The sequence below is a fragment of the Ruegeria sp. AL2 genome (assembly GCF_056540845.1).
Genome location: NZ_JBQFXM010000001.1, coordinates 201,970 through 214,293 on the forward strand (window position 1 = coordinate 201,970; position 12,324 = coordinate 214,293).

The 12,324-nt window shown below is 60.9% G+C and carries 12 protein-coding genes; 6 read left to right on the forward strand and 6 right to left on the reverse strand.

Annotated features, from left to right (window positions below; translation table 11 throughout):
- Nucleotides 1-3 precede the first annotated feature (3 nt).
- Genes ACR0ID_RS01030 through ACR0ID_RS01050 form a run of 5 tightly spaced genes read left to right on the forward strand, consistent with a single transcriptional unit; the run spans nt 4 to nt 6,371 of the window.
- Nucleotides 4-636, forward strand: a complete 633-nt coding sequence (locus ACR0ID_RS01030; protein WP_480603256.1) for a phage distal tail protein, Rcc01695 family — start codon at nt 4-6, stop codon at nt 634-636.
- A complete protein-coding gene (locus ACR0ID_RS01035) occupies nt 636-1,523 on the forward strand; it encodes a DUF2163 domain-containing protein (RefSeq protein ID WP_480603257.1) in 888 nt (295 codons plus the stop codon). The genes ACR0ID_RS01030 and ACR0ID_RS01035 overlap by 1 nt, the downstream gene beginning before the upstream one ends.
- A complete protein-coding gene (locus tag ACR0ID_RS01040; protein ID WP_480545413.1) occupies nt 1,523-1,966 on the forward strand; it encodes a C40 family peptidase in 444 nt (147 codons plus the stop codon). Before ACR0ID_RS01035 ends, ACR0ID_RS01040 begins: the two co-directional genes overlap by 1 nt.
- Nucleotides 1,966-6,066 carry a baseplate multidomain protein megatron gene (locus tag ACR0ID_RS01045; protein WP_480603258.1) on the forward strand — a complete coding sequence of 1,367 codons (4,101 nt, stop codon included), beginning with the start codon at nt 1,966-1,968 and terminating at the stop codon, nt 6,064-6,066. Before ACR0ID_RS01040 ends, ACR0ID_RS01045 begins: the two co-directional genes overlap by 1 nt.
- 8 nt (nt 6,067-6,074) lie before the next feature.
- A complete protein-coding gene (locus tag ACR0ID_RS01050; protein ID WP_480603260.1) occupies nt 6,075-6,371 on the forward strand; it encodes a DUF7742 family protein in 297 nt (98 codons plus the stop codon).
- Here ACR0ID_RS01050 and ACR0ID_RS01055 read toward each other — a convergent pair.
- Nucleotides 6,352-6,690, reverse strand: coding sequence for a TraR/DksA family transcriptional regulator (locus tag ACR0ID_RS01055; protein WP_480603262.1), 339 nt, complete (start codon nt 6,688-6,690; stop codon nt 6,352-6,354). The genes ACR0ID_RS01050 and ACR0ID_RS01055 overlap by 20 nt on opposite strands.
- Nucleotides 6,691-6,774: 84 nt before the next feature.
- Here ACR0ID_RS01055 and cysE point away from each other — a divergent pair, with 84 nt between their 5' ends.
- Nucleotides 6,775-7,584, forward strand: coding sequence for a serine O-acetyltransferase (gene cysE / locus ACR0ID_RS01060; protein ID WP_480473363.1), 810 nt, complete (start codon nt 6,775-6,777; stop codon nt 7,582-7,584).
- A gap of 72 nt (nt 7,585-7,656) precedes the next feature.
- On the opposite strand, the gene ACR0ID_RS01065 is transcribed toward cysE, so the two are convergent.
- From ACR0ID_RS01065 to ACR0ID_RS01085, 5 genes are all read right to left on the reverse strand, one after another.
- Nucleotides 7,657-8,970, reverse strand: a complete 1,314-nt coding sequence (locus ACR0ID_RS01065; RefSeq protein WP_480603264.1) for a pyruvate dehydrogenase complex dihydrolipoamide acetyltransferase — start codon at nt 8,968-8,970, stop codon at nt 7,657-7,659.
- Nucleotides 8,971-8,984: 14 nt separating this feature from the next.
- Nucleotides 8,985-10,358: a pyruvate dehydrogenase complex E1 component subunit beta gene (locus ACR0ID_RS01070; RefSeq protein ID WP_480553772.1), complete on the reverse strand. Its 1,374-nt coding sequence runs from the start codon at nt 10,356-10,358 to the stop codon at nt 8,985-8,987.
- A 15-nt stretch (nt 10,359-10,373) separates the two neighbouring features.
- Nucleotides 10,374-11,363, reverse strand: coding sequence for a pyruvate dehydrogenase (acetyl-transferring) E1 component subunit alpha (pdhA, locus tag ACR0ID_RS01075; protein WP_209503593.1), 990 nt, complete (start codon nt 11,361-11,363; stop codon nt 10,374-10,376).
- Between the two features lie 159 nt (nt 11,364-11,522).
- Entirely contained in the window at nt 11,523-11,822 is a 300-nt protein-coding gene (locus tag ACR0ID_RS01080; protein WP_209503595.1) for an FtsB family cell division protein, read from the reverse strand.
- Nucleotides 11,823-11,963: 141 nt separating this feature from the next.
- A complete protein-coding gene (locus ACR0ID_RS01085; RefSeq protein ID WP_480603266.1) occupies nt 11,964-12,308 on the reverse strand; it encodes a lysozyme inhibitor LprI family protein in 345 nt (114 codons plus the stop codon).
- Nucleotides 12,309-12,324 lie beyond the last annotated feature (16 nt).

Consider the following 12,324-nt stretch of genomic DNA (forward strand, 5'->3'; position numbering starts at 1 on the left):
GTGATGACTTTCCACGAGGTGAGATTTCCCGCCAGCCTGAGCTTTGGCTCGGTCGGGGGGCCCGAACGGCGCACGGATATCGTGACGCTGGCCAACGGGTTCGAAGAACGCAACACGCCCTGGGCCCATTCCCGGCGCAGGTATGATGCGGGGCTGGGGATGCGCTCGCTGGACGATATCGAGACGCTGATTTCGTTCTTCGAGGCGCGGCAGGGCCAGATGTATGGGTTTCGCTGGAAGGACTGGTCGGATTTCAAATCCGGCAAGGCCACGCTGGATGTCGATGTCGGAGATCAGGTTATCGCACGCGGCGACGGTGTGCGGACCGAATTTCAGCTGATCAAGACCTATAGCTCGGGCGGGGTCAGCTATGCCCGCCCCATCGTCAAGCCGGTGCTGGGGACGGTGCGTCTGGGGCTGGATCAGGATGAGATCCGGGAGGGCGTGGAATTCGAGGTCGATCTGGCAACAGGCCGGATCACCTTTGCCGACCCGCCACCGGAAGAGGTGGATATCACCGCCGGGTTCGAATTCGATGTACCGGTACGGTTTGACACCGACAAGATCCATACCAACGTCGCCAGTTTTCAGGCCGGAGAGGCGCCGAACGTTCCCGTGGTCGAGGTGCGTGTCTGATGGCTGTGGATGAACAGGGCCTGCACGCGCATCTGCAAAGCGGAATGACCACTGTGTGCCGGTGTTGGGCGATCAGACGCCGGGATGGTCAGGAATACGGGTTCACCGATCATGATCTGGAACTTGGCTTTGACGGATTGACGTTCAGGGCCAGCACCGGATTGACGGCGGCGGCCATCGAACAGGCCACCGGCCTGTCCATTGACAACGCCGAAGCCATGGGCGCGCTGTCGGATGCGGCCATTCGCGAAGAGGATATCGAGGCGGGGCGGTTCGACGGGGCCGAGGTGCGCGCGTGGCTGGTCAACTGGGCCGACCCGGATCAGCGTATCCTTCAGTTCCGGGGTTCAATCGGGGAATTGCGGTGCGCAGGCGGCGCGTTTCACGCCGAGCTGCGTGGCCTGACCGATTTGCTGAACCGCCCGTTGGGGCGCGTGTATCAGAAGCCTTGTACCGCCGTATTGGGGGATCGGACTTGTCGGTTCGACATGGATACGCCTGGCTATTGGATCGAGGGCGCCGTCACCGGTTTCGATGGCGGAACCTTTCTGCTTGTGGCAGGCGGGGGAACCATCGATGACGGGTGGTTCGAGCGCGGCAGGGTCGACGTAGTGTCGGGAGCGGCGAAAGGGCTCTGGTCATCGATTAAGCATGACCGGCAGGTGGCGGAAGGGCGGCAAATCAGGCTCTGGTCCGGTTTCGGGGAAAGCCTGGTGCCGGGTGACATGGTCAGGCTGCGGGCGGGGTGCGACAAACGCATGGAGGCCTGCCGCCTGAAGTTCAACAACCTGCTGAACTTTCAGGGCTTTCCAGATCTTCCGGGCGAAGACTGGGTGATGGCCGTTCCCAAACAGAGCAAAGCCAACAGCGGAGGGAGCCTGAGGTGATGATGCACAGGCAGGATATTGTCGCAGAAGCGCGCAGCTGGTTGGGGACGCCTTATGTGCATCAGGCCTCGACCAAGGGGGCGGGCACGGATTGTCTGGGCCTGCTGCGCGGCGTCTGGCGCGCCGTGATCGGGCAGGAGCCCGAGGCGGTTCCGGTCTACAGTCTGGACTGGTCCGAGCCGCAGGGCGAGGAACGCATGTGGGCGGCGGCGCGGCGGCATCTGGTCGAAAAAACGGCCGCCGATTTTGCGGTCGCAGATGTGCTGCTGTTCCGGATGCGCGATGGCAGCGTGGCCAAACATCTTGGCATCGTCAGCGTCGCAGGCTCTGAGCCGAGGTTCATTCACGCCTATTCCGGCCATGGCGTCGTCGAGAACGCGCTGAGCGGCCCTTGGCGTCGCAGGGTCGTTTCCTGTTTCGAATTCCCGTTGGAGGTGCTCTGATGGCTACTATTCTTCTTTCCGCTGCCGGGGCCGCGCTGGGCGGGTCAATCGGTGGCACCGTCGCGGGCCTGTCCACCGCGATCATCGGCCGGGCCATTGGCGCGACGGTCGGGCGGGTTATCGACCAAAGGTTCTTCAGTCAATCCGTCATGGGCAGTGGCAGTGAAGTCGTCGAAACAGGCCGCATGGACCGGTTCAGGCTGACGGAAACCGGCGAGGGCGCCCCGGTGACCACGGTCTTTGGGCGTATGCGCGTGGGCGGTCAGGTCATCTGGGCCTCGGACTTTCTGGAGACCGAGACCCGGGAAACGCAGGGCGGCGGAGGCGGGGGCAAAGGAAAACCCAAGGCCCCCGAAGTGACCACCGTCAGCTACAGCTATTCGATTTCGCTGGCCATTGCCGTTGGTGCAGGCGAGATTGCCGATGTCGGGCGCATCTGGGCAGACGGGGAAGAACAGGACCGATCCGGGCTGAACATGCGCATCTATCACGGCACGCAGGATCAGTTGCCCGATCCCCTGATCGAAGCAATCGAAGGGGCGGGTACGGTGCCGGCCTATCGCGGTACAGCCTATGTCGTGATCGAGGATTTCCAGCTTGCGAGTTTTGGCAACCGGGTGCCGCAGTTCTCGTTCGAAGTGGTGCGCCCCGCGCAGCGCGACTTGCCTGATTACCCAAGCGCCCTGCCGCAAATCGTGCGCGGGGTGGCGATGATACCGGGCACGGGCGAGTATGCGCTGGCCCGTTCGCAGGTGAATTATACGCAATCCGGGACAAGCTGGGCGGCCAATGCGCATTCTGCGTCCGGTGTATCGGATCTTGTGAGCTCGACCCGTGCGCTGGAGACCGAGCTGCCAAATTGCGATGCGGCCTCGTTGGTGGTTTCGTGGTTCGGTGACGATCTGAGATGCGGCACATGCACGATCCGGCCCAAGGTCGAACAGAGCGACACGGACAGCCGCAACATGCCCTGGATCGTGTCGGATCAGGTCCGAAGCACGGCGGGCCAGGTCGCGCGGCAGGATGGTCGCCCGGTCTATGGCGGAACACCCGCAGACCCGGCAGTGGTCGAGGCGATCCGTCACCTCAACCAGTCGGGTAAGCGGGTCATGTTCTACCCGTTCATCCTGATGGAGCAGTTGCCGGGAAACGGGCTGCCTGATCCCTGGTCGGAGGCCGCAAGCCAGCCCCATCTGCCTTGGCGGGGACGGATCACGCTGGATGTGGCACCGGGGCGCGCGGGGTCTGCTGATCAGACCGCTGCGGCGGACGCGCAGGTGGCCGCGTTCTTTGGGACAGCAAGTGCTGCGGATTTTACGATCAACGAAGGCTTTGACGACCCGGTAGGCTCGGGCGGCGGCAGTGGCTCGGGCCCGTTGCTTGGCGGGCGGCCGGATGATCGCGGGCCTGGCGATATGCAATGGCTAAACGGTGGTGGCACGTTTGGCGGCTTGCTTGGCAATGGTCCCGTTCGGGCCACGAAAATCGTCAAATATTCTGGCCCGCAGGAATGGGGCCTGCGACGGTTCATTCTGCACTATGCCATGTTGTGCAAGGCGGCTGGTGGAGTGTCGTCCTTCTGTATCTCGTCCGAGATGCGTGGCCTGACCCAGATCCGCGGAGCCTCGGGCTTTCCCGCTGTTGCGCAACTGCGTGCGCTGGCGGCAGAGGTGCGCCAGATTCTGGGCCCGGACACCAAGATCGGCTATGCAGCGGATTGGAGCGAGTATTTCGGATTCCAGCCCGACGGAAGCGGAGACAGGTATTTTCACCTCGACCCGTTATGGGCGGATGACAACATCGATCTCATTGGCATCGATAATTACATGCCGTTGTCTGACTGGCGCGATGGCGAAAATCACGTAGACGCCGCGGCAGGTGCGCCGTCGGTCTACGACCTGGGATATCTGCGCGGCAATATCGAGGGGGGCGAGGGGTATGACTGGTATTATGCCTCGCCGGAAGAGGCCGAGGCACAGATCAGAACGCCCATCGAAGATCAGGAGCATGATGAGCCATGGGTCTGGCGGTACAAGGACCTGCGCGGCTGGTGGTCAAATCTGCACCACGAGCGGATCGGTGGCGTTCGTCAACCCAATCCGACCGACTGGGTGCCCGGATCAAAGCCGATCTGGTTTGCCGAGTTGGGATGTGCGGCAATCGACAAGGGCACGAACCAGCCGAACAAGTTTCTGGACCCGAAATCGTCTGAGTCGCTGCTGCCTGCATATTCAAACGGTCTGCGCGACGATTTCATTCAGGTCCAGTACCTTGCAGCGACACTTGGATATTGGAGCGACCCGGACGTCAACCCGGTGTCGCAAGTCTATGGCGGGCCAATGCTGGATTTGGCGAATGCCTATGTCTGGGCGTGGGATACCCGCCCGTTTCCGACCTTTCCCAATCTGCGAAGCCAATGGGATGATGGGGCGAACTATGACCGGGGGCATTGGCTGAACGGCCGGTCCGGCTCGCGGACGCTGGCCTCGGTCGTGACTGAGATATGCCACGCGGCAGGGGTGACGGATATCGATGTTTCCGGGCTTTATGGCGTGGTTCGGGGATATGTCATCGAAGATGTGACAAATGCGCGGTCGGCTTTGCAGCCGCTGATGCTGAGCTATGGGTTTGACGCGATCGAACGGAACGGCATCTTGCGCTTTCAGATGCGCGATGGCTATAGCGCGATTGCCCTGAATCCTGATCATCTGGCGATCAGCGGCGATCTGGATGGCACGGTTGAACACCGGCGTGAAGCCGAGGCCGAGATGACGGGCCGCGTGCGCCTGCGCTTTGTCCAGTCGGATGCGGATCACGATCTGGTTGCGGAAGAGGCGGTTCTGCCCGAGGACAGCACGCATTCGGTCTCGGTCAACGAGATGCCGCTGTCCATGACACGCACCGAAGGTCGGCAAACGGCTGAGCGCTGGTTGAGTGAGGCCCGTGTTTCCCGCGATACGGTGCGGTTTGCCTTGCCGCCATCGCTGCTGCATCTGGGCGCAGGTGATTTGGTGCGGTTGTCAGAAACCGAAAACAGCCCCCTTTACCGGATTGACCGTCTGGAATCGGCCGATCTGCAACTGGTCGAAGCGGTCCGGGTTGAACAGGGTGTGTACAAGGCATCGCACCTGCGCGACGACCCGGCGGTTGTCAGGCCCTATGCCGCGCCCGTTCCAGTGTTGCCGGTGTTTCTGGACCTGCCGATGATCACCGGGGCAGAGATCCCGCATGCACCTTATCTTGCGGTGACCGCTGATCCCTGGCCGGGGGCTGCAACGGTTTATTCCTCCTCAACCGATGAGGGGTACAGCCTGAGTGATGTGATCACCGGTCAGGCCATTGTGGGCGTGACCGAAACACCGCTGAGGCGCGCCAGCATCGGCGTCTGGGACGAGGGCCCGGCGGTGAAGGTGCGACTGTTGGCCGGTCAGCTGGAATCGCGCCCGCGCAGCGCGGTTTTGAACGGTGTCAATCTGGCGGCCATCGGCGACGGAACACCCGGCAACTGGGAGGTTTTCCAGTTCTCGGATGCCACGCTTGACTCCCCCGGCGTTTACGCCCTGTCCGGGCGGTTGAGGGGCCAGTTGGGGTCGGATGCCCTGATGCCGGATGTCTGGCCGGACGGGTCCCTTTTCGTGTTGCTGAACGACCAGGTGCAGCAGATCAACCTGTTGCGCAACGAGCGGGGGCTGGCCAAGCATTATCGCATCGGCCCGGCGACCCGTGGTTACGATGATCCGGCTTACCAGCATCTGATCGCCTCATTCGATGGCAATGGTTTGCGCCCGTATTCCCCGGTTCACCTTCGGGTGCGATCCGACGCAACCGGCGATCACCTGAGCTGGGTGCGGCGCGCCCGGTTGGATGGGGATGACTGGTCAGGGCTGGAGGTTCCACTGGGCGAGGAAAGCGAATCCTATCTTGTGCGTGTCGTTGCGGGGGGAACCCTTGTTCGTGAAGAGATGACATCCCTTCAGGGCTGGTCCTATTCGGCGGCGATGAAGGCGGCAGATGGTCTGACCGGGTCATATGAGGTCGGGATTGCGCAGGTGTCGGCCATTTACGGCCCCGGTGCGATGGCGCGTCTGGTTGTCAGATAAGCGGCCTGATGCGACCGGTTTTGCATGGTGATGTAAGTGCCGCGGCGCGCGCCTTGTTGGCGGCGCCGCCGCCAGAGCGGATCCGCTTATGCGTCCGGATGATCTATGAGGCGGAACTGGCCGACAATCACCGCGCGCGCACGGGTCGGCTGCATCCGGTTTACGGCAACGGATCGTTGATGGCGGTTGCGCGCAACAGGGTGCTGGCTGATGAACCGGGGTTTGACGATTTGCAATATTGTCAGTGTTTTTCGATGGTTTTGCACCATCTTGCCGAGTTTCTGATCACCCGGTCGCGCAGCTGACACATTTGCTGGCGGCCAGATCCAGAGACAATCGTCCATCGGGAATACGGTCGCCACAATCCTCGCAATACCCGTACTCCCCCTCGTCCAGCCGCATAAGCGCGGCCTGAAGGCGGCGGGTTTCAACATTGCGATTCACCTGTTGCGCCTTTGCCATCGCCTGGTTTTGCAGCGCATCCATGCGGCTGAGCCGACCAACGGCCTGCTGATCCAGCTCAACAACGGCCTGAGCCTGTTGGCCTGATGCGGACAATTGATTCAGTTCGGCCAGACGCTCGCGAATTCGTGTTTCAAAATATGTGCGCTCGGACTCATTCATTTTCGTTGTATCGCGGATCACGGGTTTGCGTTTGGCCTTTTTGCCACTAAATGGCATTCTAGGCGCAGCAAAGGATCAAAAGCTATGTTTGAAAAACGCAGCCCTGTGACACCGGTCGATCCGGTCTGGAACCGTATCACATCCGAAGCCCAAGCAGCCGTCGAGACGGAGCCGCTTATGGGCGGGCTTGTACACGCCTGTATTCTGCATCACCGCAGCCTTGAGCGTGCACTGTCCTATCGGATCGCGGCCAAGCTGTGTTCGAACGAAATGTCGATGATGGTTCTGCGTGAGATCGTGGACGAGGCCTATGCAAACGATCCCGGATTGCTGGAAGCCGCCCGCGCCGATCTGATGGCGGTTTATGAGCGTGATCCGGCCTGCCATCGGTTGTTGCAGCCGATCCTGTATTTCAAGGGCTATCAGGCCATGCAGGCCTATCGCGTGGCGCACTGGCTGTGGCGCAAGGGGCGTTTTGATCTGGCCTATTTCTTCCAGATGCGATCGTCGGAGATATTCGGCATCGATATTCACCCGGCCGCGAGGATCGGCAAGGGGATCATGATCGACCACGCCCATTCCATCGTCATCGGTGAAACCGCCGTGGTCGGAGACAACGTGTCGATGCTGCATTCAGTGACGCTGGGCGGAACCGGCAAGGAGGAGGAAGACCGCCATCCCAAAATCGGAGATGGTGTTCTGATCGGGGCCGGGGCAAAGGTTCTGGGTAACATCAAGGTCGGCCATTGCAGCCGTATCGCCGCCGGTTCGGTGGTGTTGCAGGACGTTCCGCCGTGCAAGACCGTTGCCGGTATCCCGGCCAAGATCGTGGGCGAGGCCGGATGCGATCAGCCGTCGATCTCGATGGATCACATGCTGGGCAAAGATCAGTAGGTTGATTTGAACTAACAAAAAAGGCCGCCTCGATATTCGAGGCGGCCTTTTTTTTCGCGAGGTCGGTATGGCTTACGCCAGCATGACCATCGGGTTTTCCAGATTGTCGACAATGGCCTTGAGCAGCTCGGCCCCCAGCGCGCCGTCGATGACCCGGTGATCAACGGACATGGTGACAGACATCACCGTTGCCACGGTCAGCTCGCCATCATCCCCGACAACCGGTTTCTTGACGCCGATGCCGACGGCCAGAATACCGGCATGGGGAGGGTTCACGATGGCGTCGAAATTGTCGATGCCGAACATGCCCAGGTTCGAGATGGCAAAGGTGCCGCCCTGATATTCATGCGGAGCCAGCTTGCGTTCGCGTGCGCGGGCGGCAAGGTCTTTCATCTCGGTCGAAAGGGCTGACAGGGATTTCATGTCAGCATCTTGCAGGACCGGCGTGAACAACCCACCTTCGATTGCGACGGCAACAGCCACATCTGACGGTTTCAGTTGCAGCACCCGGTCACCTGCCCAGACGGCATTACAAGCCGGAACCTGCTGCAACGCGTTGGCGACAGCCTTGATGATGAAGTCATTGACGCTTAGCTTGACGCCGCGACCTTCGAGTTGCTTGTTCAACTGACCACGGAATTTCAGCAGCGCATCAAGCTTGATATCGCGGCGCAGGTAGAAATGCGGAATGGTCTGTTTGGCCTCGCCCAGACGTGCGGCGATGGTTTTGCGCATACCGTCGAGCTTGATTTCCTCGTACGGGCGGCCTTCGTACATCCGCGCGACCATATCCGCCGATGGACCAGACGGAGCTGCTGGGGCAGCTGCGGGCGCGGCGGCGGCGGGAGCAGTGGCAGGAGCTGCTGCCGGAGCGGTGGCAGTTGCGCCTTCAACATCAACCTTGACGATGCGACCATGCGGGCCGGAACCGGCAATCTGCGTCAGGTCGAGACCTTTTTGCGCAGCAATCCGGCGGGCCAGAGGCGAGGCAAAAATCCGACCACCATCAGCCTTGGCCGGAGCGGCCGGGGCAGGGGCGGCCGCCTCGGGTGCCGCTGGCGCGGCAGCCTCGTTGCCCGCGACGGCTGCGGGGGCAGCAGCCGTGGCTGCAGCCGGGGCCGTGCCAATGTCATCGGCGCTTTCGCCATCTTCCAGCAGAACCGCGATGGCGGTGTTGACCTTGACCCCTTCGGTCCCCTCGGGGATCAGGATCTTGCCGATGGTGCCTTCGTCAACGGCCTCGAACTCCATCGTGGCCTTGTCGGTTTCGATCTCGGCCAGCAGGTCACCGGAGGAGACGGTGTCGCCTTCCTTGACCAGCCATTTGGCGAGCGTGCCTTCCTCCATCGTCGGGGACAGGGCGGGCATCAGAATTTCTGTAGGCATCTGTCTGTCGCTCCTTACCGGTAGGTCACTTGTTTGACGGCGGCGATCACCTCATCGGTGGTGATCAGGGCCAGCTTTTCGAGATTGGCGGCATAGGGCATCGGAACGTCCTTGCCGGTGCAGTTGATGACCGGTGCGTCGAGGTAATCAAACGCCTCCTGCATCACGACCGAACTGATGTAGCTGCCGACGGACCCCTGCGGCCAGCCTTCTTCCACTGTCACCAGACGGTTGGTCTTCATCACCGAGTTGATGATGGCGCCAGTGTCCATCGGGCGGATGGTGCGCAGGTCGATCACTTCGGCGCTGATGCCGTCTTCGGCCAGCTTGTCGGCAGCTTCCAGCGCGTATTGCATGCCGATGCCAAAGCTGACGATGGTCACGTCCGAGCCCTCGCGCCAGATGCGGGCCTTGCCCAGCGGAATGGTCAGGTCATCCACCTGCGGCACTTCGAAAGAGCGGCCGTAGAGGATTTCGTTTTCCAGGAACACAACCGGGTTGGGATCGCGGATGGCCGATTTCAGCAGACCTTTGGCATCAGCGGCTGAATAGGGCATGACGACCTTCAGACCGGGGATCTGCATGTACCACGCGGCATAGTCCTGGCTGTGCTGTGCGGCCACGCGGGCCGCGGCCCCGTTGGGCCCCCGGAACACGATGGGGCACCCCATCTGACCACCGGACATATAGAGCGTTTTGGCCGCAGAGTTGATGATCTGGTCAATCGCCTGCATGGCGAAGTTGAAGGTCATGAATTCGACAATCGGTTTCAGACCGCCAAAGGCCGAACCCACCGCGATACCGGCAAACCCGTGTTCGGTGATCGGGGTGTCGATCACGCGTTTGGAGCCAAATTCATCCAGCAGACCTTGCGAGATTTTATAGGCCCCCTGATATTCAGCGACTTCCTCGCCCATCAGATAGACGTTTTCATCGCCGCGCATTTCCTCGGCCATTGCATCACGCAAGGCTTCGCGCACGGTTTCGGATTTCATTTCAGCATCCGCGGGCCAGTCGGGTGACAGGTCCACCGCTGGAGCCGCGGGGGCTGCTGCGGCAGGAGCCGGGGCCGGGGCTGCTGCGGGGGTGGCCTCGGGCGCCGCTGCCGCTGCGGGGGCTGCTGCGGGCAGGGCAGAGGCGTCTTCGCCTTCTTCGACCAGCACCGCGATGGGGGTGTTCACCTTGACCCCTTCGGTGCCCTCGGCGATCAGGATCTTGCCGACGATGCCTTCATCGACGGCTTCGAACTCCATCGTTGCCTTGTCGGTTTCAATCTCGGCCATGATGTCGCCCGAGGATACGGTGTCGCCTTCCTTGACCAGCCATTTGGCCAGCGTGCCCTCTTCCATCGTGGGGGAAAGGGCGGGCATGAGAATTTCGGTTGCCATGTCTTATTCGTCCTCTCAGGCGTAAATGTCAGTCCAGAGCTCTTCGACCGAAGGCTCGGGGCTTTCTTTCGAGAATTCGGCGGCCTGATTGACGATCTCCTTGATTTCCTTGTCGATCGCTTTCAGGTCATCCTCGGTCGCGTGCTTTCCGGTCAGCAGCAACTCGCGCACGTGTTCGATCGGGTCGCTTTGTTCGCGGACCTTCTGAACCTCTTCGCGGGTCCGGTACTTGGCCGGGTCGGACATCGAGTGGCCGCGATAGCGGTAGGTCTTGATTTCCAGGATATAGGGGCCTTTGCCCGCGCGGCAGTGCGCGACAGCCTTTTCGCCTGCTTCCTTGACCGCCAGCACATCCATGCCGTTGACGATCTCGCCCGGAATGCCGAACGCTTCGCCGCGATGGAAGATGTCTTTGGTCGAAGTCGAACGGGACTGAGCGGTGCCCATGGCGTATTGGTTGTTCTCGATCACGAAAATCACCGGCAAGCCCCAGATGGCCGCCATGTTGAAGGTCTCATACACCTGACCCTGGTTCGCGGCGCCGTCCCCGAAATAGGTGAAGGTAACGCGGCCGTTTTCCTTGTACTTGTCGGCAAAAGCCAGCCCCGCGCCCAGCGGAACCTGCGCGCCCACAATACCATGCCCGCCGTAGAAATGTTTTTCTTTCGAGAACATGTGCATCGAGCCGCCCTTGCCTTTGGACAGGCCACCGATGCGCCCGGTCAGTTCGGCCATTACGCCGCCCGGATCCATGCCGCAGGCCAGCATGTGACCGTGGTCGCGATACGAGGTGATGCGCTTGTCGCCTTCCTCTGCAGCGGCCTCAAGCCCGACAACAACGGCCTCTTGTCCGATATAAAGGTGGCAGAACCCGCCGATCAGGCCCATGCCATAAAGCTGACCGGCCTTTTCCTCGAATCGGCGGATCAGCAGCATCTCGCGGTAGTATGTCTGGAGTTCTTCCGCAGAAACATTTGGTTTCTTTGTGGTTTTTCGCGCAGCCATCGTGGCGATCTCCCCCTTTCGGACAGATAGTTTAGCGTTAAACTATCTCTTAAAGCATTTGAGGCTTTCTGGCGAGGGGAAATGTGACGCAGCGTTCGGCACGGCGCATCCTGGCCGAAACGCCGGGCCTGAGTTGCCTTTTCTGAAAAGGGTCGTTGATCAGCGGATCACAATTTCGTCCGACCGGATCATGCCCAGAACCGAGCGCGCCTGCTGATCCAGCAGGTCCAGATCCAGATAGGTGTCGGACAGACGCCGTGTCAGGTTTTCCATCTCGGCGATTTCGACATTCAGTTTTTCCAGACTGCGTGACAGAGCGTCCCGTTCCGCCGCAATTTCGACCCGCCGGAACAGGCCGTAATCCCCCTGAACGGCGGCGAAGGTGAAATACACACCCAGCATGAAAGCCACCGAGAAGAAGAGAACTGCACCCAAACCGGGCCGATGGGAACGGGACACTCTGTTTACCGCCGTATGAAAACTTGCCTCAATAACGGGCTCTTTCCGAGCCTCTGATCGCACTATGTCACAGGCGATTCGGGTTGTGAATCCCCTGATTCGGTTTTTTCATCAGTATTTCGTGTGCGTCCCGGTTAAAGCTCAGCGCCAGGACTGAAGCTGCTGATTTCTTGCAAGCGTCTGCTCTTTCATACAGGTCCAGTAGAACATGGGCGCAGCGCTGCCGCTGCCGGACAGTTCCTTGTCGCAAGTGGCGTCCCGTGTCTTTAGCCACGCACGTTGTTCCGCCAGAAGGGCATCGCCGTTGCCACGCGCATCAGCGACCGGCTTGATCTGTTTCCATAACCGGTTGAGGTTGCGGTCAACGGCTTCCCATTGTTCTTTCGCACAGAAATTTGCGTCAAGCTGTGTCTGGCCACCGCAGCTGGATTGTGCCGTTGCAGGCCACGGCATCGCGAGAAGGACGAGCAGGTATAATGACCTCATGGTATTATCCCCCATT